18 protein-coding genes are annotated in these 22,806 nt (G+C 48.9%); 8 read left to right on the top strand and 10 right to left on the bottom strand.

Going from position 1 to position 22,806, the window contains the following annotated elements; genetic code table 11:
- Positions 1-8: 8 nt before the first annotated feature.
- From celB to katX, 6 genes are all read left to right on the top strand, one after another.
- Positions 9-1,328, top strand: coding sequence for a PTS cellobiose transporter subunit IIC (gene celB, locus C5I45_RS01140; RefSeq protein WP_107994180.1), 1,320 nt, complete (start codon positions 9-11; stop codon positions 1,326-1,328).
- 29 nt (positions 1,329-1,357) lie between these two features.
- Positions 1,358-2,758 carry a glycoside hydrolase family 1 protein gene (locus C5I45_RS01135; RefSeq protein WP_107994179.1) on the top strand — a complete coding sequence of 467 codons (1,401 nt, stop codon included), beginning with the start codon at positions 1,358-1,360 and terminating at the stop codon, positions 2,756-2,758.
- A 19-nt stretch (positions 2,759-2,777) separates the two neighbouring features.
- Positions 2,778-3,659: an ROK family protein gene (locus C5I45_RS01130; RefSeq protein WP_107994178.1), complete on the top strand. Its 882-nt coding sequence runs from the start codon at positions 2,778-2,780 to the stop codon at positions 3,657-3,659.
- Entirely contained in the window at positions 3,656-4,600 is a 945-nt protein-coding gene (gene manA / locus C5I45_RS01125; RefSeq protein WP_103695205.1) for a mannose-6-phosphate isomerase, class I, read from the top strand. The genes C5I45_RS01130 and manA overlap by 4 nt, the downstream gene beginning before the upstream one ends.
- A gap of 19 nt (positions 4,601-4,619) precedes the next feature.
- Complete coding sequence (locus C5I45_RS01120) at positions 4,620-5,702, top strand: glycosyl hydrolase (RefSeq protein WP_043867544.1); 1,083 nt, start codon at positions 4,620-4,622, stop codon at positions 5,700-5,702.
- A 77-nt stretch (positions 5,703-5,779) separates the two neighbouring features.
- Positions 5,780-7,393: a catalase KatX gene (gene katX / locus C5I45_RS01115; protein WP_107994177.1), complete on the top strand. Its 1,614-nt coding sequence runs from the start codon at positions 5,780-5,782 to the stop codon at positions 7,391-7,393.
- A gap of 39 nt (positions 7,394-7,432) precedes the next feature.
- Here katX and C5I45_RS01110 read toward each other — a convergent pair whose 3' ends face one another.
- The gene (locus tag C5I45_RS01110; protein ID WP_107994176.1) at positions 7,433-8,419 is read right to left on the bottom strand and encodes a choloylglycine hydrolase family protein; all 987 of its coding nucleotides are present in this window, start codon (positions 8,417-8,419) and stop codon (positions 7,433-7,435) included.
- Positions 8,420-8,734: 315 nt separating this feature from the next.
- Between C5I45_RS01110 and C5I45_RS01105 the strand changes: the two genes are divergently transcribed.
- On the top strand, positions 8,735-10,093 hold the full coding sequence (locus tag C5I45_RS01105; protein ID WP_014306090.1) for a purine-cytosine permease family protein: 1,359 nt from the start codon (positions 8,735-8,737) through the stop codon (positions 10,091-10,093).
- Between the two features lie 13 nt (positions 10,094-10,106).
- Here the strand turns inward: C5I45_RS01105 and C5I45_RS01100 are convergent, their stop codons facing one another.
- The 5 genes from C5I45_RS01100 to C5I45_RS01080 form a co-directional block, all read right to left on the bottom strand.
- Positions 10,107-10,937: an NAD(P)H-hydrate dehydratase gene (locus tag C5I45_RS01100; protein WP_107994175.1), complete on the bottom strand. Its 831-nt coding sequence runs from the start codon at positions 10,935-10,937 to the stop codon at positions 10,107-10,109.
- 89 nt (positions 10,938-11,026) lie between these two features.
- The gene (gene cydC / locus C5I45_RS01095; protein ID WP_003150835.1) at positions 11,027-12,757 is read right to left on the bottom strand and encodes a thiol reductant ABC exporter subunit CydC; all 1,731 of its coding nucleotides are present in this window, start codon (positions 12,755-12,757) and stop codon (positions 11,027-11,029) included.
- Entirely contained in the window at positions 12,754-14,457 is a 1,704-nt protein-coding gene (cydD, locus tag C5I45_RS01090) for a thiol reductant ABC exporter subunit CydD (protein ID WP_003150833.1), read from the bottom strand. The genes cydC and cydD overlap by 4 nt, the downstream gene beginning before the upstream one ends.
- Entirely contained in the window at positions 14,457-15,473 is a 1,017-nt protein-coding gene (gene cydB, locus C5I45_RS01085) for a cytochrome d ubiquinol oxidase subunit II (RefSeq protein ID WP_015387513.1), read from the bottom strand. The genes cydD and cydB overlap by 1 nt, the downstream gene beginning before the upstream one ends.
- Positions 15,457-16,863 carry a cytochrome ubiquinol oxidase subunit I gene (locus tag C5I45_RS01080; protein ID WP_014306093.1) on the bottom strand — a complete coding sequence of 469 codons (1,407 nt, stop codon included), beginning with the start codon at positions 16,861-16,863 and terminating at the stop codon, positions 15,457-15,459. The genes cydB and C5I45_RS01080 overlap by 17 nt, the downstream gene beginning before the upstream one ends.
- A gap of 502 nt (positions 16,864-17,365) precedes the next feature.
- Here C5I45_RS01080 and C5I45_RS01075 point away from each other — a divergent pair.
- Positions 17,366-18,709 (top strand): citrate/malate transporter CimH, encoded by a 1,344-nt coding sequence (locus tag C5I45_RS01075; RefSeq protein ID WP_014306094.1) that lies wholly within the window; start codon positions 17,366-17,368, stop codon positions 18,707-18,709.
- Positions 18,710-18,744: 35 nt separating this feature from the next.
- Here the strand turns inward: C5I45_RS01075 and C5I45_RS01070 are convergent, their stop codons facing one another.
- From C5I45_RS01070 to C5I45_RS01055, 4 genes are all read right to left on the bottom strand, one after another.
- Complete coding sequence (locus C5I45_RS01070) at positions 18,745-19,587, bottom strand: polysaccharide deacetylase family protein (protein WP_014306095.1); 843 nt, start codon at positions 19,585-19,587, stop codon at positions 18,745-18,747.
- A gap of 99 nt (positions 19,588-19,686) precedes the next feature.
- Positions 19,687-20,787, bottom strand: coding sequence for an ABC transporter ATP-binding protein (locus tag C5I45_RS01065; protein WP_014306096.1), 1,101 nt, complete (start codon positions 20,785-20,787; stop codon positions 19,687-19,689).
- 117 nt (positions 20,788-20,904) lie between these two features.
- A complete protein-coding gene (locus C5I45_RS01060; protein WP_003150820.1) occupies positions 20,905-21,798 on the bottom strand; it encodes a PucR family transcriptional regulator in 894 nt (297 codons plus the stop codon).
- 165 nt (positions 21,799-21,963) lie between these two features.
- Positions 21,964-22,800 (bottom strand): YitT family protein, encoded by an 837-nt coding sequence (locus C5I45_RS01055; RefSeq protein WP_003150818.1) that lies wholly within the window; start codon positions 22,798-22,800, stop codon positions 21,964-21,966.
- Between the last annotated feature and the right edge of the window lie 6 nt (positions 22,801-22,806).

Below are 22,806 nucleotides of genomic sequence, written 5' to 3'. Positions count from 1 at the left end.
GTGAAGACGTGTTTGAGAAAATCAGCCAATTCCTTGTTCCGATCGCGGGCAAATTAAACAATAACCGCTACCTGCAAGTCTTACGGGATGCTTTTATGCTGGCGTTTCCGCTGACCATTTTCGGTTCGGTGTTCGTCGTGCTGACGAACCTGCCGTTTTTAAACAAAATCATGAGCAGCTCCGCCCTGTCTGTCTTTCAATCCGGATTTGGCGGCGCTTCGACGGCGACGATGGGGATTATGTCCATTTTTGTCGTCTTCGGGATCGGCTATTACCTTTCAAAAAGCTACGAAGTGGAGGCCGTATTCGGCGGAGCGATTGCATTGGTTTCTTTTCTGCTGCTCACCCCGTTCGTCTTAGAGCCGGAAACGGGCAAAGCGGTCGCAGGCGTCATTCCGGTTGACCGGCTTGGAGCAAAAGGGATGTTTCTCGGCATGATAACCGCTTTTTTGTCGGGTGAAATCTACAGAAGAATCGTCCAGAGAAACTTAACGATTAAGATGCCTGCCGGTGTTCCTCCGGCTGTTGCTAAATCGTTCGCCGCATTGATTCCGGCTTTTATCACGCTTACCGTGTTCCTCTTGATCAATGCGGCTGTCACCCAGATCTTTCACACCAATCTGCATGATGTCATTTATCATACGGTTCAAGCCCCGCTTGTCGGACTTGGAAGCGGCATCATTCCTACATTAATCGCTGTTTTCTTTATTCAGATTTTATGGTTTTTCGGACTTCACGGACAGATCATTATCAATTCCGTGATGGACCCGATCTGGAATACATTACAGGTCGAAAATTTGGCTGCGTATACAGCGGGAAAAGAGATTCCCCATATTATTTCTAAGCCGTTTATGGAGATTTACACCGTCGGAATGGGCGGAACCGGAATGACTTTGGCCATAGTGATCACCATCTTGCTTTTTATGAAGAGCAAACAGATGAAACAGATATCCAAACTCGGTCTCGCGCCGGGCATTTTCAACGTCAATGAGCCGGTTATTTTCGGTTTGCCGATCGTGATGAACCCGATCATTATCATTCCGTGGGTGATCGCACCGATGGTTGTCACGCTCGTCACCTACCTGGCCATGTCGGCGGGGATCGTGCCCCCTCCTACCGGCGTGACCGTGCCCTGGACCGTCCCCCTTTTCATTAACGGGATTATGGCGACCAATTCCGTCATGGGCGGCATTATGCAGCTGGTCAACCTCTGTATTGTGTTTATTATCTGGTTCCCGTTTCTTAAAGCGCTGGACAAATTAAACATGGCAAAGGAAAAAGAAGCCGAGACCGAGCAGCATGCCCGGGATGACAGCATGAGTATGTAATCAAAATCGCAGTAAGGGAGAGAAATCAATTGACTGAATCTAATATTCAATATCGTTTTCCGGAAGGATTCTGGTGGGGGTCTTCCGCCTCCGCCACCCAAACAGAAGGCGCCGCCGACAGAGACGGAAAAAGCCAAAACATATGGGATTACTGGTATGAAAAAGAGCCGAGCCGTTTTTTTAACGGCGTCGGCCCCGGCGACACGTCACGTTTTTATGATCAATACAAGGAGGATATCCGGCTGATGAAAGAAATCGGCCACAACTCCTTCCGGCTGTCTATTTCCTGGTCAAGATTGATTCCGGACGGAACTGGCGAGGTCAATCAGAAAGCGGTCGCGTTTTATCAGGACGTCATCGATGAAATGCTTGCCCATCGCATTGAGCCGTTTGTCAATTTGTTTCACTTTGACATGCCGCTCGCCCTTCAGCGTAAGGGGGGCTGGGTCAGCCGGGACACCGTTGACGCGTTTGAACATTACGCCAAAACATGCTTTTCGCTATTCGGTGACAAAGTGAAAAAATGGTTCACTCACAACGAGCCGATTGTGCCGATTGAAGGCGGCTACTTATACGACTTTCACTATCCGAATCACGTTAATTTTCAAGAAGCGGTGCAGGCCGGCTTCCATACCCTGCTGTCGAATGCAAGGGCTGTCAAAGCCTACAGAGAATTGAAACAGGACGGACAAATCGGAATCATTCTGAATCTGACGCCTTCTTATCCGAGAAGCTCACACCCTGAAGATCTGAAAGCATCCCGGATTGCCGACGCCTTTTTCAACCGCTCATTTTTAGATCCCGCCGTAAAGGGCGAATTTCCTGAGGAGCTTGTCGAGATTCTCAAGGCGGAAGGCTTTCTGCCGCGTTACGAGAAAGAAGATCTCCGCCTCATTCAGGAGCATACGGTTGACCTCTTAGGCGTGAACTACTACCAGCCGAGACGCGTCAAGGCAAAAGAACATGTTCCGAATCCGCACGCCCCTTTCCTGCCTGAGCGTTTCTTCGATCCGTATGTTATGCCCGGACGGAAAATGAACCCTCACCGCGGGTGGGAAATATACGAAAAAGGAATCTATGACATTCTCACCAATCTCAGAGAACATTACGGAAATATCGAATGTTTTATTTCCGAGAACGGCATGGGAGTTGAAGGCGAGGAACGCTTCCGCGATGAAAACGGCATCATTCAGGATGATTACAGGATTGAATTTATCCGGGAACATCTCAAATGGGTGCATCGGGCCATCGGAGAAGGTTCAAATGTAAAAGGGTATCATCTGTGGACTTTTATGGACAACTGGTCTTGGACAAATGCTTATAAAAACCGCTACGGCTTTGTATCTGTCAATCTGGAAAACGGGGGCGAACGGACCGTCAAAAAAAGCGGCCGCTGGTTCAAAGCCGTTTCCGATCAAAACGGATTTTAACAGATGAGGAGGTACGGCCATGCTTGGAGGTATTGAAGCCGGCGGCACGAAATTTGTCTGTGCCGCCGGACAAAAAGACGGCACCATTCTGGACAGGGCGGAGTTTCCGACGGGAGAACCGGATGACACACTCAGACAAGTCATCCGTTACTTTAAAGATTTCCCGATAGAAGCCATCGGCATCGGGTCGTTCGGACCGATTGACATCCGCCCCGACAGTCAAACATACGGGTGCATCACCGCGACGCCGAAGACAGCCTGGCGGAACTGCCCTATTCTTCAAACGATCAAAAGCGCTCTGCGTATTCCCGCAGGCTTCACCACCGACGTTAATGCGGCGGCGCTCGGAGAAGCTTCTTTCGGCGCGGCCAAAAACACGGACAGCTGCCTCTATTTGACGGTCGGCACTGGCATCGGAGCGGGCGCCATCATGAACGGCAGATTTGTTCAAGGGCTGTCTCATCCTGAAATGGGCCACATTTATGTCAGAAGACACCCGGACGACGGCTACAAAGGCAATTGCCCTTACCATACAGATTGCCTGGAAGGCCTCGCGGCAGGTCCCGCCATTGAGAAACGCTGGGGGAAAAAAGCATATCTGCTGGCGGATCAGCAGGAAGTGTGGGAGCTTGAAGGCTATTATATTGCCGAAGCGCTTGTGCAGTATATTCTCATACTTTCGCCGGAAAAGATCATCCTCGGCGGGGGCGTCATGAAGCAGCATCAGCTGTTCTCTTATATCCGTCAGCACGTGAAAAAGCGGCTGAATCAATATATTGATCTGCCCGACATTGAACACTTCATCGTTCCCCCTCAATTAGGGATTCACTCCGGCGCTGCCGGTTCGCTCGTATTGGCGGAGCGCGCATTAGAGACGGCAAACCGGGAGGTGGGAAAATGACGAAACTCTTATTTTTGGAACCGGTTTTTAAAGAAAGATTATGGGGCGGGACGAAGCTGCGCGATACATTCGGGTATGAGATTCCTTCTGAGCGGACGGGAGAGTGCTGGGCGATTTCAGCTCATCCGCACGGTACATCCATCGTGCGGAACGGGCCATTTTCCGGAACATCATTACACCGTCTCTGGAATGAACACCCTGACCTGTTCGGACATCCGAAAGAAGAAGCTTTTCCCCTGCTCACAAAAATTCTTGACGCAAATATGGACTTATCCGTGCAGGTTCATCCGGATGACGCATATGCACATCGGCATGAAAACGGAGAACTCGGAAAAACGGAATGCTGGTACGTGTTGGACTGCAAAAAAGACGCGGAGCTCATTTTAGGGCACCGCGCCCAAACAAAAGAAGATTTCGTTCGGCTCATTGAACGAAACGAGTGGGATCACCTGCTCCGCCGCATCCCCATTAAGCCCGGCGACTTTTTCTATGTCCCGAGCGGCACACTGCACGCTTTATGTGAAGGTACGCTCGTCCTTGAAATCCAGCAAAGCTCTGATGCCACCTACCGGCTTTACGACTATGACCGGACGGATGGGAACGGGAATAAACGCGAGCTTCATCTTCAGAAAGCAATTGACGTAACAGACATTCCCCATACCGATGAAAATGTAAAAAGCACTAAGCATCGGATCGGAGATGCTCTTATTACAACACTCGCCGAAACACCTTTCTTTTCAGTTTATCAATGGGATGTGAGCGGGAAAGCATCATTCCCCGCACCCGGCCGGTATTTACTCGCAAGCGTCATTAAAGGGCGCGGAGAACTGGATGGATGCCCCGTTCACAAAGGCGATCACTTTATCGTGCCGGCGGATTCCGGAGATTTTGTTATAGAAGGAGATTGTGAGGTTATCGTTTCACATCCTTCATCATCTTAAAAATCAGGAGGTCTTTTATATGCTTAAAAAGTTAGCAGTCTGCCTGTCTATCGTTTTATTACTCTTAGGAGCCGCCAGTCCGATATCGGCTCACACCGTTTATCCCGTCAACCCAAATGCCCAGCAGACGACAAAAGATATCATGAACTGGCTGGCCCACCTGCCCAACCGTTCAGAAAACAGGGTCATGTCCGGAGCGTTCGGCGGGTACAGCGATGTCACTTTTTCAATGACAGAGGAAAACCGCTTGAAAAACGCGACGGGACAGTCTCCCGCCATCTACGGCTGTGACTATGGGAGAGGGTGGCTGGAAACAGCGGATATCACCGATACTATCGATTACAGCTGCAACAGCAGCTTAATCTCATACTGGAAAAGCGGCGGCCTCCCTCAGGTCAGCCTGCATCTCGCAAATCCGGCCTTTCCATCCGGAAACTATAAAACGGCCATCTCAAACAGCCAGTACAAAAACATCCTTGACCCTTCAACTGTGGAAGGAAAACGGCTTGAGGCGCTGCTCAGCAAAATTGCCGACGGCCTTACTCAGCTGAAAAATCAAGGCGTCACCGTTCTGTTCAGACCGCTGCATGAAATGAACGGCGAGTGGTTCTGGTGGGGGCTGACAAGCTACAACCAAAAAGACAATGAGAGAATCTCGCTGTACAAAGAGCTTTACAAGAAGATATACCGCTATATGACAGAGACAAGAGGATTGGATAACCTTTTGTGGGTGTATTCGCCGGATGCCAACAGAGACTTTAAAACAGACTTCTACCCAGGCTCATCTTATGTGGATATTACCGGTCTGGACGCTTACTTCACTGATCCGTATGCGATATCAGGCTATGATGAAATGCTGTCTCTGAAAAAACCGTTTGCCTTTGCCGAAACCGGTCCGTCCGGCAATATCGGAAGCTTTGATTATGCTGCTTTTATTAATGCGATCAGGCAAAAATACCCTCAGACCGCGTACTTTTTGACATGGGATGAACAATTAAGTCCGGCGGCCAATCAAGGCGCGCAAAGCCTTTATCAAAACAGCTGGACGCTGAACAAGGGCGAAATATGGAACGGCGGGTCCTTGACGCCGATCGCGGAATAACCGCTTCTTTTGAAAATCGGTTTTAAAAAACGGCTCTGCTGGGCATATTGTTACCGTTCAAAAAGGAGGGTTCAACAATGGAAAATAACAAAAACAGCGAAAAAACGCTTTCCAGTAAGACGACCGGTAAAGGCGAGTCAGAAGACACGCTGACAAACCGGCAGGGCCATCCGGTCACTGACAACCAGAATGTCAGGACAGTCGGCAATAGAGGACCGACGACATTGGAGAATTATGATTTTTTGGAGAAAATCAGCCACTTTGATCGCGAACGGATTCCCGAGCGCGTCGTTCACGCGCGCGGCGCCGGCGCACACGGATACTTTGAGGCGTACGGAAGTTTTGGAGACGAGGAGATTTCTAAATATACAAGAGCGAAAGTGTTTCAAAAGAAAGGAACGAAAACTCCGGCGTTTGTGCGGTTCTCTACCGTCAACCACGGGAAGCATTCCCCGGAAACATTGCGTGATCCCCGGGGTTTTGCCGTTAAGCTTTATACCGAAGACGGCAACTGGGATCTGGTCGGCAACAACCTGAAAATCTTTTTTATCCGTGATCCGCTGAAGTTCCCGGATCTTGTGCACGCATTTCAGCCTGATCCCGTTACGAACATTCAGGACGGCGAGCGTATTTTCGACTTCATTTCCCAATCACCGGAAGCGACTCATATGATCACTTTCTTGTTTTCGCCGTGGGGCATCCCGGCCAACTACCGGCAGATGCAGGGCTCAGGCGTCCATGCCTACAAATGGGTCAATGAAGAAGGAAAAGCCGTGCTCGTCAAATATCACTTTGAACCGAAACAGGGCATACGCAACCTGACACAGAAGGAAGCGGAAGAGATTCAGGGGAAAAACTTTAACCATGCGACACAGGATTTGTATGAGGCGATTGAAAAAGGCGATTACCCTGAATGGGAAGTGTATGCGCAAATCATGACTGATGACGAGCATCCCGAGCTGGATTTTGATCCGCTTGATCCGACCAAGCTGTGGTATAAAGACGATTTCCCTTGGAAGCCGATCGGCAAATTGGTTCTGAACAAAAACCCGGAAAACTACCATGCCGAGGTGGAACAAGCATCATTCGGAACGGGCGTGCTTGTGGACGGCCTTGATTTTTCAGATGACAAATTACTTCAGGGACGGACATTCGCCTATTCAGATACCCAGCGGTACCGCGTCGGCGCAAATTACCTGCAGCTCCCGATCAACTCGCCGAAAAAGCATGTCGCCACCAACCAGGAAGGCGGGCAAATGCAGTATCGGGTCGATCGGGCAGAAGGACAAAACCCGCACGTCAACTATGAGCCGTCCATTATGGGAGGACTCACCGAAGCAAAGCAGGATGGGAAAGACCATATACCTCATGTCGAAGGCGATGTGAAGCGGGAAGCGATCGACCGGCCGAATAACTTCGGCCAGGCCGGTGAAACATACCGCAGATTTTCGGAATTTGAACGGACCGAATTGATCACAAACCTGGTCAATACGCTTTCTTCCTGCCGGAAAGACATTCAGGATCAAATGATTGAGAATTTCACAAAAGCAGATCCGGACTACGGAAAACGTGTTGCGGAAGGGCTGAAAAAAGCCTCCGAAAGCAGCAGCGGCGGGCCGATCGGCACTACTGATACAGCACAAGCCGCAAAACAGGCTGAACAGGAAAGCCATCCGTCTGATCCGTATTAAATAAAAAAACAGGACAATCGCGTCCTGTTTTTTTTTGAGCTAATTCAGCTCCTGTATATTCTGCTCCGCCGCGGCCGCAAATACTTTCGGCTCCGGACGGTCAAGATCTTCATGGAATAAACTTACTTTGTGAATCTGCCGGTTGTCGTACAGATGAAAGTAGTAGTTCCCGGTGTCACAGCACATAACCGACGTATACTGCGTATAATCAATTTCATTCTCCTCTGTGATCACCGCGCCTTTTGGAATATTCACATTGGACAGCACGTGAAAAGCGGCCGTAACGCCATCCGTCTCATGGGCGGCAGGCTCTAAATGCTCTTTCAGATAAGCGGCTCTGATGAACCGGGATGGCGGCGTGTAATCACCGGGAAGCCCGATCGTTCCAGATCCTTGGCCGAAAGCGGTTAATGTCATTCCGCCCAATGTTTTGCTTTCTGACTGCTGCGGCCTGATTCCGATATAATGGCGCAGATTGGTCACATGCCAAGGAAATTCCGGACTGTTGGTCATCACTCCGGGTTTGTTGTCATATACTTTCATTCCCTCCGGTGTCGGCTCGATGACAATGCAGCCGCCCGTGCGGTCTGATAAAATCCAATGAAGAGGCAGCACCGTATCCAATAACATTAACTTCTTCTCTACAATCGTCAGCATTGAGAGCTTTTCCTTTATGTCTTCAAGAGATTCACAGTTTGATAAGGCCCAGGTGACAAACTCATGAGGAGCGATGTGACAGGTGCCCTCCCGTTCCGCTTTCTCGTATCCCGCAAAGCCCGGAAAATACAGCGTCGAACACGACAGCCCTTTTTCATTTACGCCGTCGGCAAACAGAACATTGCCGAGATTTCTCCCCATGCCGATAAATGCGTATTTCGTCTTATGCATCCTGCCGTCAGCTTCGCTTTTCCAGCTGTACTGACGAGGGTAAAGCACGACGTCCGTACCGAGCTGAAATGCAAAATCCATCGTTCGCGCCAATAGGTGATTACCGTCTGTCGTTTTCAATGTAAGACTTGTACACATATCATCAATCCCCTTTTCATTAATGAAATTTACACAAAGTAAACTATTCTTTCAGCTTAACGAATAATGGCTCCATTCGTCAAAAGATTGACACATTTCTCCTTCATACATATTAGTCCGTAAGCATATCCATGCCTTTTAATCCCTGGTAAATCGTTTAGGCGGCAGTGTTTGTACCGTTTTTCAAAAAAACTTTGAACGGCTGTCAGCGAGGCTTTACAATGTTTTTCCTGCATGCTGGAATTTGTAAACGGCAGGTCAATCTGTTAAGCTATGTCTTTATGTTAAAGAAGAACATACGGAGGAGATTATCTATTGAAAGTAGAAAGGCGAACGATTGAACATATTCCGCATGACGAAAGACACGGAAAGGCTAAAGATTTATTCCCCGTCTGGTTCGGGGCTAATATGCATATTACGACGTTAGTCACAGGCACACTGCCTGTTACAATGGGACTCGATCTCTTTTGGAGTATCGCCGCCATTATAATCGGAACCTTTATCGGCGCAATCTTTATGGCGTCTCATTCCGCACAAGGACCTCAGCTCGGAATTCCGCAAATGATTCAAAGCCGCGCGCAATTCGGCGTGATCGGAGCGATTCTGCCCCTCTTTTTGGTCATGTTTATCTACCTGGGCTTCTTTGCGAGCAGTACGATTCTCGCAGCCGGTACACTGAGCAGCTTTGTCCCGATTCCGGCTTCATGGTGTATTATCGGCTTAAGCGCCATCTGTTTTTTACTCACGATCTACGGTCATGATCTGATTCACAAAATGCAGAAAATCCTCTCTTGGACCTCCTTTGCCGTTTTTTTTGCTGCAACGATTCTTATTTTTCAACTGCCGATTCCTTCAGGAAGCTGGGTGCCCGGCTCATTAGATCTGCCTGTTTTTCTAGTGGCGGTCAGCGCGGTGGCCACATGGCAGCTGGCATACGCGCCATATGTCGCAGATTATTCCCGTTATCTGCCGGTCAAAACACCGGCATCGCATACTTTTTGGTACAGCTATGCAGGTACGTCAGTCAGTTCCATCTGGATGATGCTTCTCGGCGCCATTTTGACGACGGCGCTCCCGGAATTTACCGCTAATGCGGGTAATGAGATTGTCCGATTGTTCGGTCCGTTTTCCTTTATTATGCTGATCATCGTCCTGTTCGGGCAAATGGCGATCAACGTCTTTAATTTATACGGAGCCTTTATGTCAACCACGACTACCTTGGAGCCGTTTTTAAAACTGAAGGTGACGCCGAAAACGAGAGTGGTAATGATCCTTTGTGTGACGGCAGCGGGTACTGTATTAAGTCTCTTGGGCCAAAGCAATTTCATGGAACTGTTTTTAAATTTCATCTTTTTCATCAGTTATTTCTTAATTCCATGGACGGCGATCAACCTCGTGGATTACTATTTTATCCGCCGCGGAAAATACCACGTCAAATCGATGTTTGACGTCAACGGACAATACGGCAGGGTCAATTGGATTACAGCGGCCGCCTTCGTTTTGTCGATTATATTAGAAATCCCGTTCATCAATACATCCTTTTACATCGGGCCGCTCGCTGAAATATTCGGCGGAGGCGACATTGCCTGGGTCATCGGCCTGGCCGTTCCGTCGCTGCTGTATTATGTCCTGATGAAATCAAGGTTAAAACAAAAAGAGGCGCCTTCCCTATGAAGACGCCTTTTCTTTATTCATATTCCTTCCATACACGCGGCAGCAGTTCAGAAAGTTCGTGCGCCAATAAGGTATGGGCGGAGCGCTCTTTCGTCCATAATTCCGCACATTCGCCGTGAAGGCGGACGGCGTTCAATACGGCGTGCTTCGGATCTTGATGACAGCACAGCATGCCGAGAATCATTCCCGTCAGCGTGTCGCCGGTCCCGCCTTTTGCAAGCGCGCCGTTTCCGGTTGTATTCCTGCGGCATTCCCCGTCGGGAAAAGCGATAATGGTTTCGTTTCCTTTCAGGACAATCGTGACATGAAGCCGCTCCGCCCATTCCGCGGCATATTCCGCTCTGTTCTGCTGAATCTCTTGAATCGGAAGGCCTGTCATTCTGGAAAATTCGCCGGGATGAGGCGTCAAGATCACGGGAGCTTTCCTCTTCGGATAGGTTCTTTTCGTAATGGCGCCCGCATCCAGTATGACGGGATAATCGCCAGAAAGCAGCTGATCAGCCGCCTGCTGCACCTCGTCTGTTTGGGGAAGGCCCGGCCCGATGGCAGCGGCCCGGATGGTTTCCCCGGGCTGGCCCGCCGCGGCTTTTATCCACCCGTCCCGCCAGTACGTGGCTTCCGGCAGCTCCGGGACGATAAGCGGAATGACGCCTGCCGATGTACCGATGACGAGCTTGCCGACACCGCTTCTCATCGCGCCCAATCCGGCCAGAAGGGCGGCTCCCGGCATGTCATCGCTCCCGGCCAGCAATAACGCCGTCCCGAACGTTCCTTTATGGCTGTCCGCCTCCCGTTTCGGCAGCGTATCTTTCACATCCTGTTCCGTCCAATCCATTATATTCATCCTGTACCTCCTCTTCTGTCTCCTATTTATATTCCAAACAAGAAGAGATTTTAAACCGCACAAAAAAACAGCCGCTCGTTTGCGGCTGTTTATGTTCTGATCGGAACATCAAGACGGTAAAGCTTCCGGTACCGTTCGTTTTCTGCAAGCAGCTCTTGATGGGTTCCTTCCATTTCTGCTTTTCCATTTTCTAAAAAGACGATTTTATCAGCTGTTTCCACACCCGCTAAATGGTGTGTAATCCAGAGGATCGTTTTCTCTTTAAAAACATCAAAAATCGTATCAAGCAATTCACGTTCAGTGACCGCATCAAGGCCGACCGTCGGTTCATCAAGGATAATGACCGGCGTATCTTGGAGCAGAATACGGGCAAGCGCGATCCGCTGCCGTTCTCCTCCTGAGAAACGAATCCCCGTCTCCTGCACGGACGTTTCATATCCGTCAGGCAGTGATTCAATATAATCATGCAGCTTCACTTGCCGAGCCGCACGCTTAACATCTTCATCACTCGCCTTGCCGTTTCCGAGCCGGATATTGTTCATAATGCTCGTGTTAAAGAGATGAGGTTTCTGATTCAAAACGGCCACCGCTGAGGAAATCTGCTCCTGCACGGCCGCAGTTTCCAGCCCGTTCAGCATCACCTTGCCCGAATCGGGAACTAAGGCGCCTTCAATTAAAGCGAGAGAGGTCGACTTACCGGAGCCGCTCCTGCCGAGCAGCGCCATTTTTTCCCCCTGGCGGAGAGTGAAGGAAAAACGGTCAAGCACATGACTGTGCTGATCATAAGAAAACGTCACGTTATCAAATGTAAGTGTCACATCGGATACATCCAGTATCTCATCTGTCTGCTTCACCTCACGACTTCGCAGCTCCGGAGCCGCCTTACTCATTCTTTTGATGGAATCCTGATAAGAAGGCACTTCCGTCAGCGCATCCGAAAGGGGCAGAAACGCCTCCGTCAATGGAAATACGACAAGCACAAAGGCTGCGATCATCGTGTTGGCGATGCTGCCGTCCGCATACTGACCCGCCGTCCAGAACAGCATGATCAATATGAAGCCGCCGACAAGGCATTGCGCGGCGAGATCACGCCATCTCGTAAACCGCTGACGTTTGCTTTCAAGGTCAAACCATGCCTTCTCTTTCTCTTCATAAGAGGAAATAAAGGCCGCCTGTCGTCCCGAGAACATCCAGTCGCTCACGCCGAGCACGGCATCTGTCAGCCGGCTGTAGAGCGTATTCCGGCCGCTTTTCAGCCTCATGTTTTTCGCTCTCGTCACAAGAAGCGACACAACCGGAAACAATACAACCAATATAAACAGGTAAATCGCCGCAAAAGCGGCAAACGGCCAGGAAAAAAAGCCGAGTCCGATAACGGATGCCGCATACAGCAGCAAAGCGGAAACCGCCGGGAAAATCGTTTTTAAAAACGCATCCTGCAAATGCTCAATATCCTCAGCCAAAATGCCGAGCATGTCGCCCGTCCGAAAACGGGATGAAAGCATGAGCGAGGCCGGCTCCAGCATATTGTAAAGCCGCACCCTCATATCGGACACGATTTTCAAAATGATATGGTGCCCCGTCAGGCGCTCGGCGTACCGTGAGACTGAACGGGCAATCCCGAAGGTGCGCACGGCCACAATCGGAACGTACACCAGCAGGATATTCTCAGGCCTTGTCGCCGACTTAGAGATCAAAAAACCGGAAGTGAACATGAGAAAGGCCGCCGAAAAAATCGTCACCGCGCCTAAAAAAATCACAAGAACAAACAAACGGGCATTTTGCTTTATATACGGCAGAATCCATTCTTCTTTTCTCATGTTCTTTCCCCCAGTTGCGCCTTTACAAGTTTGGCATATACGCCTTGTTTCGCCATCAATTCGTCGTGGGTGCCGATTTCCGCCACCGCGCCGTCATCAAGCACGATAATTTCGTCCATCTCAAGCATCCAGTGAAGACGGTGAGTGGCCAGAAAGACAAGTTTGTTTTCAAACAGGTCTTTCATCGTTTCTTTTATTTCATATTCTGTTTCAATATCAAGGTGAGCGGTCGGCTCATCCAAAAGGAGAATCGGCCGGTTTCCTAAAAAGGCTCTGGCCAGCGCGACACGCTGAGCCTGCCCTCCGCTGAGCGCCCGTCCGCCCTCGCCGATCCGGCCGTCAAGGCCGCCGGGCAGATCGCGGATCAGTCCGGAAAGACCCGCTGAATCAGCAGCGCGCGCCGTTTCCTCACGGGAAGCATCAGGATGATAAAACCGGATATTATTCATAAGCGTGTCATCAAAAATGTACGGATGCTGCGGAATATAAAGCAGCTGCTTCTGCCAGCCGTCTGACTGCAGATGCGAGCGGGATTCACCGTTTACCTTGATCTCACCGGACGCAGGCTCTAAAAAGCCGCCCAGCACATCAATGAGTGTCGATTTTCCCGCACCGCTTTCCCCGATAATTCCGATTTTCTTCTTCCCTTTAAAGGACAGATGAAATTCAGACATCGATTCTCGGACGGACAAACGCGTAAGCTGTAATTCATCCCCGTCAGTCCACGTATCAAGTTCGAGCGGCTTTTCTTCTTTAAAACCGGGCTGCGCCAAAATCGCTTGAATGGTTTTCCCCGCCTCCTGCCCGTTTAACGTCGCGTGGTAATCATTTCCCACTTCGCGGACCGGGAGAAAATATTCAGGCGCGAGAATCAGAGCTGTCAATGCCGGACCGAGCAGAATTTGTCCGTCTATCAGCCGCAAGCCGAGAAACACAGCCACTGTCGCCACCGACAGCATCGTAAAGAAATCCAGGGCGAATGATGATAAAAACGCGACCCGGAGCGTGCTCATCGTCGCCTTGCGGTATCTCTCACTGACATGAAAGATGTTTTTACTGTGTGATTTGCTTAACCCTAAAAACCGCAATGTCTCCAGTCCGCGGAGCGAATCCACGAAATGATTGGAAAGCGTCTGATAGGACTTCCATTGGCGATCGGCTTTTTTCTGTGCGACAAGTCCGAGCAGGATCATAAATACAATCAAAATCGGAAGCGCAAGAATCAGAATCAAAGCCGATGTTTTATCCTGAAAAAACACGTAAATAACAACGGCCGCCGGCACAATCGCCATGCTGACCATTTTCGGCAGAAACAGCTCTAAATAACGGCGGAACTGGCTGATGCCTTCCATCGCCAGCGTCACCATCCGGCCCGTCCCCTCTTTTTTCGCAAAGCGGGGGCCGAGACGGAACAATTGCTCAAGAAATCTTTTTCTTAAGTCTGCGCCGGTTTGCGCGGCATATTGGTACACGATTTTCTGCCGGACCGCGGTTACCGCATGCCGGACCAAAAACGCAAGCAGGAAAAAGCCGATAACCGGATAAAGAGAAGCAATCCGCTTCCCGTTAAATAATCCGGTTACCGCCTGGCTCAGCCATTCCGCCTGCAAGATGATGGCGGCCGTTTGTATAATCGTTAATCCCGTAATGATCGCAAGAATCCGCTTCATTCCTTTATAAAGAAACAGGTCTTTTCCCATTAATAAGTCATAGGCTCCTTATGGCTGACGCGTTTCCGGAAGACATAATAGCTCCAGATCTGACTGCCGATGACAAACGGCAGCAGAGTCAGTGCAACAATTGTCATGACCTTAAGTGAATAATCACCGGAAGACGCGTTAGCTACTGTTAAGTCATACGCGCTTTTCAGCGAGCTGACCATGACGCGAGGGAACAGAGAGATAAAAATCATCGCAACTGTCAAAGCAAGACCCGCGCCGGTCATACCGAATGCCCAGCCGTCTTTTTTCTTGCTCATGAACACAACAGCAAGAACGTTGCAGATGACAATCAGCACGAATACCGGAATCGTGATGTTTGCCCGGCGTGTAAACATATCCGTATCGTATGCAGACATCGCAAAGAAAGCAAGTACAACAAGAAAGATAACACCGATTACGCGTTTTGCCATTTTTCTCGCACGCTCTTGTAAATCACCGATCGTGCGCAGTGTGACAAACATTAAACCGTGCAGGAATGAAAGAAGGGTGACGGCTGCTCCGCCAAGGACGGAATACACGTTCACAATATCTGAGAAACCCGCATGCATATTCATATGGCCGTCAATCGGCATGCCGCGGAACAAGCTTGTGAAGATAAGGCCGAATACAAACGGCGGGATAAGGCTGCCGAAGAAAATCACCCAGTCCCATGTTTTGACCCATTTTAAATGATTCACTTTTCCGCGGAATTCAAACGCCACCCCGCGGCCCATTAAAGCAAGAAGGATGATGATAAACGGAATATAATATCCGCTCAGCATCGTCGCATACCAGTTCGGGAATGCCGCGAAGATCGCTCCCGTACCTGTCAGCAGCCATACCTCATTCGCATCCCAGAACGGGCCGATGGTGTTAATCAGCACTCTGCGTTCTAATTCATTATGGCCAAGAAATCGGGTCGAAATGCCGACACCGAAATCAAAACCTTCTAAAAAGAAAAATCCGACAAACAAAACTGAAACGAGTACAAACCAAAGATCATGAAGTGACCCCATGGTAGACCTCCTGACTGAACGGATCCGTTGATACAGGAACATCCTTGTGATCATCATGGTCCGCACCTTTTTTAATTTCACGAACGAATAGGAAGACAAGCAGCGCGCCTAAAATCAAGTACATGACGCCGAAACCGATAATTGAAAACAGCAGAGATCCCGTCGTTACGTTAGGCGAAACGGATTGTGCGGTTGTCATTTGCCCCATAACCGTCCACGGCTGGCGGCCGATTTCAGTCATAATCCATCCGGCAGAGTTCGCAATGAACGGGAATGCGATCAGTGCGATCATGCCCCGTAAATACCACTTGCTCGTATGAAGCTTTTTGCGGCGGTTCAGAATAAAGCCTGCAATCGCGGCAAAAATCATAAGCGCACCCGCTCCCGCCATAATGCGGAAACTCCAGAACGTCGTTTTAACAGGCGGGATATAGTCGCCTTTTCCGTACGTTTTTTCATATTCTTTCTGAAGTGTTTTCATCCCTTTCACACTGCCGCTGAACTTCTGGTAAGCCAAGTAGCTGAGTGCGTAAGGAATTGAAATTTCTGATGTGTTTTTTTCTTTATTCGTATCAATATTCGCAAAAGCCGTCCACGCGGCAGGATCACCGCTGTCATCCCAAAGCGCTTCACTGGCGGCCATTTTCATCGGCTGCGATTCCATTAAATGCTCAGCCTGCATGTGTCCGCTGAACGCAACTCCGATACCGGCGATCAGACCGACAATCATCGAAAGCTTGAAAGATTTATGGAAGAAAGGCACTTCTTTTTTCTTCAATAATTTAAATGCGCTGACACCGGCGATAAAGAAAGCACCCGTCGCAAGCGCTCCGAAAATGACGTGAGGGAATTCAACCCAAAGCTGAGGGTTTGTCAAAAGCGCTCCGAAGTCATTCATTTCCGCGCGGCCGTTTTTAATCGTAAAGCCGACCGGCTCCTGCATGAATGAGTTTGCCGTCAAAATCCAGAAAGATGACATAATCGTTCCGAAGGATACAAGCCAAATGCAAAGCAAATGCACTTTTTTAGATAAACGGTCCCAGCCGAAAATCCATAATCCGATAAAAATAGACTCCATAAAAAACGCCAAAAGCGCTTCAATCGCAAGCGGAGCCCCAAATACGTCCCCGACAAAACGGGAATAATCAGACCAGTTCAATCCGAACTGGAATTCCTGAAGAATCCCTGTGACGACGCCGACAGCAAAGTTAATTAAAAAGAGATGCCCCCAAAATTTAGCCATTTTGAGATAGGTCTCTTGTTTTTTGACAACGTAAAGCGTCTCCATCAAAGCAACCATAAACACAAGCCCGATAGACATAGGCACAAACAAGAAGTGAAACAATGTTGTAGATGCAAATTGAATGCGGGCTAATACCAACTCACTCATGATGTTTTTCCTCCAATCTGGTAAATTGCTCAACATTTCACAAACATAGTGAAATCATTGCTCGGTATTTCACAAAAAATGATATATTTGCTCAATGTTTCACAAATTCGTCAAAACTATTGAAATATCAGCCTGTACACCCTGGGGGACAGCGGCTGTCATAGAAATGATTCAATATCATTACTTTACAACGATTCAGCCCAAAAAAAAAGATCAATATACCTAAAATCAGGCTGAAATTGTGACTGATTATTGTCGGATTTGTAGAGATTTTATGTCAGCACCTAGGATATTTGTCCCTTTGATATCGTACCTCTTTTTTATTCGTGTGGCGAACAAAATGCTTTTCTCGGTGAAAAAGCCCGCCAAATCGCCATTTTGAGAAAGAAAATGTGAAGAAAGCATGCCCTCTAGTAAATTCATAATATATGAACAATTTAAATTTTTTAGTATACTTTAAATGGGGATATTTTTTCACTACATAACGACTGGGGGAACAAGCATGGGAGAACTTCAACCAAAATTGCAAACGGATTCAATCCAAAAACAGGAACGGACTGATAACTGGTTTGCCAGAGCAATGAATATAAGAATCGGCATTATTCCTCTTCCTATCTATATCCTGCTTTTCTTGCTTATTACGGTGTTTGTCATGAGCCGTGATGTAAAAAGCGACATTCTGACATCAATTGCCGTCATGAGTTTTTTCGGATTTACCTTCGGCCAGATCGGAAAATCCATTCCGATCGTGCGGTCCATCGGCGGCCCTGCGATTCTCGCAACCTTTATTCCATCCGCTGTCGTCTACTACCACCTGCTTCCGAAAGACATTATTACTTCAACAACAGAATTCACGGAAAGCTCCAACTTTCTCTATCTATTTATTGCCGGTATCGTCGTCGGCAGTATTCTCGGGATGAAAAGAGAGACGCTCGTCAAAGCTTTCGTTAAGATTTTTATTCCGCTGATCGCCGGCTCTATCGCGGCCGCCATCGTCGGCTTATGCGTCGGGACGCTGCTCGGGCTCGGCTTTCAGCACACGCTGCTTTATATCGTCGTTCCGATTATGGCGGGGGGTGTCGGTGAAGGCGCGATTCCTTTATCCATCGGCTACTCCGATATTATGCCGATGTCCCAGGGAGACGCCTTTGCGCTTGTGCTGCCGTCCATCATGCTCGGCAGCCTGTGCGCCATTATGTTATCGGGTTTGCTGAATGTCATCGGGAAACGCAAACCGGAATGGACGGGCAACGGGAAGGTTGATAAGTCTGATCATTCCGCTCCCGCATTGGAACAGCCGGCCGATGATAAAACGTTTGATTTGTCCTTTTTCGCTTCGGGCGGTATTTTAGCGGTTTCCCTTTATCTGGTCGGCATGCTGGCGCATGATTTCTTTCAGCTTCCGGCTCCAGTCGTGATGCTCGTCCTTGCCGTTCTCATTAAGCTGTTCAGGCTGGCGCCGGCTTCGATTGAAAACGGAGCCTTCGGCGTCTCGCGCTTTTTCTCGACAGCCGTGACCTATCCGCTCTTATTTGCGATCGGCGTTTCAATGACACCGTGGGACAAGCTGATTGCGGCGTTTACGATCAGCAACATCATTACCATTTTATCAATCGTCGTCACGATGATGGCCGTCGGTTTTCTGACCGGAAAATGGCTGAATCTGTACCCGATTGAGACGGCGGTTATTAATGCCTGCCATTCCGGCCAGGGCGGCACCGGCGACGTCGCGATCTTGAGCGCCGCTGAACGGCTGGAGCTTATGCCGTTCGCCCAAGTGTCGACCAGAATCGGCGGAGCGATTACCGTGAGCGTCACCCTTCTGCTGCTTCATCAATTCTATTAAACTGAAAAAAAGCCTCCGCATATGCGGAGGCTTTGTTATTTCATCACATTTTGAATATAAGAGCCGAATGCCGCGCCGGACATGCCCGGCGACACACGGACGCGGTGAAGCCCGTAAAGCCCCTGATCTCTAGACGCCGCTCCCGGCTCTGTCGTGACCGCCATACGGTAGCCTGACGAGGCGGCGGCTTTAAATGTTTCTTTATTATATCGTCCGACAGGGTAGCTGATCATAGACGTCCGCTGCCCGAACATTTGATCAAATAAACGCTTAGAGTCCTTCATTTCACGTCGCTGCTGCTGCGGTGTGAGCCCGTTCAATTCGAGATGGTTCATCGTATGGCTCTGAATGGAAATGCCGTGGGCGGCCATCTCCTTCATCTGCTTCTCAGTCAGATGATTCTTATGCCCGATAAAGTTTCCGATCATAAAGATTGTCGCTTTCATCTTGTATTTCTTTAAAATGGGATAGGCCGCTTTCACATTGTCTGTATAGCCGTCATCAAATGTGATCAGAACACATTTTTCACGCGGCTCCTTATCCTCCGTCAGCATCAGATAGGCTTCTTCAGGAGTCATCGTATAATAGCCGTGATCATGAAGCCACTTCATATGCTGCCGGAATTCTTCCTTCGGCACACGCAGGCTGTTTCCCTCTGAAATGCTGTGATACATCAGAATCGGCAGTCTCGCCGTCCCTTTCGTTTGAACCCAGGCGGACGTATCCGGCTCTTTTTTGATTTGCCGCTTTACGGACTTTTTTTCGCTGTGCGCTTCTGCCTTCGGAATGCTTTGTTCGGCGCTTGCCTCATGACCCGAGCAGGCGGCAAGTGTAAACACGGCAGCCAAAAGGCACATGCACATGATCATGCGTTTCATCGTTTTCCTGCTTTCTGTCTTCTATTTACTATTTATATCGGTTATGCGTCATAAATTGTTACATCAAAAAAACCGGACATCCAGCTGTCCGGCTTTGCGTTATGAGCGGATTCTGATTTCTGTTTCACTGTCAAAAAAGTGAGCCTTATTCATGTCGAAAGCGACGGTCAATTCCTCACCGGCACGAATGTCATGGCGGGCGTCAATCCGGGCGATAAAATCCTGATCCCCGATCCGGGAATAAACCATAATTTCTGACCCAAGCAATTCCGCGACATTGATTTTAGCTGTGATGGATGAATTCTTATAAGATTCTACCACAATCAGCTCGTCATGTATGTCTTCCGGGCGGATGCCGAAGATGATATCTTTGCCGGCATACCCTTTTTCCCGGAGCATTTTCATTTTCCCTTCCGGCACGCTGAGAGCGGCTGAACCGATCTGAATGGCGCCGTCCGTCAGCTTTCCTTTGAAAAAGTTCATCGCCGGAGAACCGATGAACCCGCCGACAAATACGTTTTCGGGATGTTCATACACTTCTTTCGGGGTGCCGATCTGCTGAATTTTTCCGTCCTTCATGACTACGATGCGTGTCGCCATCGTCAGTGCTTCTGTTTGGTCGTGCGTCACATAGATTGTGGTTGTTTGCAGCCTTTGGTGGAGCTTAATAATTTCTGCCCGCATCTGCACCCGAAGCTTTGCGTCCAGATTTGACAGCGGCTCATCCATTAAGAACACTTTGGCGTCCCTGACAATCGCCCGCCCTAATGCAACCCGCTGCCGCTGCCCGCCGGAGAGCGCCTTCGGTTTGCGGTGCAGATACTCTGTGAGCCCCAGCATTTTCGCCGCTTCTTCGACCCGTTTTTTAATCTCCGGTTTCGGCATCTTCCTCAGCTTCAAACCGAATGCGATATTATCATAGACCGTCATGTGCGGATATAACGCATAGTTTTGAAACACCATGGCGATATCCCTGTCTTTAGGAGCGATGTCATTCACTCTCGTGTCACCGATATAGAAATCGCCCTTCGTAATGTCTTCCAGCCCGGCTACCATCCGCAAAGTTGTAGACTTGCCGCACCCCGACGGACCGACAAACACGATAAACTCTTTATCTTTAATATGAAGGTTAAAATCATCGACAGCCGCTTCTTTTTGATCGTAATACTTATAAATATGCTCGAGCCGAAGTTCCGCCATGTATATCCCCCTTTATTTGTAAACGCTTTCTTAAATAGGATTGTAACAGCGTCAGACGGCGGCGGATATAGGCAATGTTCATAAAAAAAGTCCGCTGCCTTCGTGCACATTTCCCATTTAATGTGATTTTTCATATTGCAGACAAATGAAATAAGCCAGCAGGGCGCCCCGATATGTCTTAATATCAATACCTGAGCGTTCCGCAAATTTATCAATCCGATATTGAAGACTGTTGCGGTGCAAATGCAGTTTTTTCGATGTGAGCGACATGTTCGAGTTATGTTCAATAAAAGTCTGAATCGTATGCTTCAGCTCCGGTTCTTTCTGAAACAGCAGCGCCGCTTCTTCGTGAAGCAAGGCTGAGAGCTTTTCTCTGCTTTCCTCCGTGAGCATGGCCGGAAATACCGTTTCCGCGGTCAGCGTGCTCAGCTGCGGGAGATGACGCCGGCCGATCTGACAATATTGCTGTTCTCTCTGATAATGAAGGCGCAGACGTTCCCCCTTGCAGTAATACCTTCCGACGAAAAAACGGACACTGAAATAAAAATCGCCTTCGAGAATCTTCACAAAAGATGCGATGTCATCCGAATCTGGCGCTTCCAGCTTTTCTTCCTCCACAATCACGCCATGATCCCTCCCCGTCCGGACAACTGTATATGAAACCGGCCAGAAATGGCGCAGCGCTTCTGTGAATGCCCCCCAGTCCCGTTCTCCCAATAAGTCATAATGGATAAAACGGACACGCGGCTCCTTGACATCAGGCACCGGACCTTCTTCCAGCAGAAAACGCCGCCACCTCTTTGCTGCCGCCGTCTCCGGAAAAAAAACGCCTTTTTCTTCAGCGGGCGTCAAAAATGATTCCAGAAGCAGTTTCTCCTTCGGGGTGATATCCTCCTTCGGAATGGCGACATAGACCCGCCTTTTCTCATCATAAAAGCAAAAGACATCCTCCGCCGTACAGCACGTATCAGACAACACAGCCCTCGGGTAAATTGCCAATAACGGGTTCATATGCGCTCCTTTCTATCGCTCTATCATATTTTCAGTATAAAACGTCCGGCCGATTGTATCCACTTCGTTTTAAGAAACAGCTTTCAGGCTATTTCCCGGGAAACGGATATAACCGCTTCTGCCGGCATAAGAAAAAAACCCTCCGCGCCGGCAGAGGGATCCTTTTTATTTAGAGATATCGACGAAGCCTTCACCAAAGACATCACGCACATCATGAACAATGACAAACGCTTTTGTATCACAGCTTTTAATAATTTTTTTGAGCATGGAAAGCTCTTGTTTCTGGATGACGATATATAAAATTTCCTTCGACTGCCCCGTGTAATTTCCTTTACCCGACAGCAGCGTAACCCCTCTGTCCATCAGCGTGTTGACCTGTTCAGCGATTTCGTGCTTATGCTCAGATATAATTGTCACCGCTTTTTTCGTATTCAGGCCTTCAATGATAAAGTCCATCACCTTCGTTCCGATGTACAGCATAACAATGGTAAACATCATTTTTTCCGCACCGATGATGAAATAAGAACTGAAGACGACAATCAGATCAAAGAACAAAAGCGCATAGCTGATATTCCAATCGAGATATTTGTTCGCAATCCTCGCCAAAATGGCAGAACCCGCAGTCGTGCCACCGACTCGAATAATGATCCCGATTCCGACACCGGCAAACACACCCGCAAAAATAGTATTAATAATGAGTTCATGTGAAGGCGAGTGCCAATCATGCGTCAGATGCAGAAACAGTGAGTTGGCGACAACGGTAATGATCGTATAAAGCGTTGTTTTTCCGTCTAAAAATTTATATCCGATAATCAATAAAATCCCGTTCAAAATGATATTCGTCACCCCGGGCGACCATTCAAACACATAGTACAAGATCAGGGTGATTCCCGTTACCCCGCCCTCTCCAAGATCATTCGGAATGGCGAATAAATTAACGGCCAAAGCAAAGATAAAAGCTCCAATAATCAGCATCAGCACATCCAGCAATCTCTTTTTCATCCCAGA

This window comes from Bacillus sp. ZY-1-1 (assembly GCF_003047165.1).
Classification (GTDB): Bacteria; Bacillota; Bacilli; order Bacillales; family Bacillaceae; genus Bacillus; species Bacillus velezensis.
The sequence above is the reverse complement of the archived record's forward strand: the minus strand, read 5'-3'. Positions and strand labels throughout refer to the sequence as shown.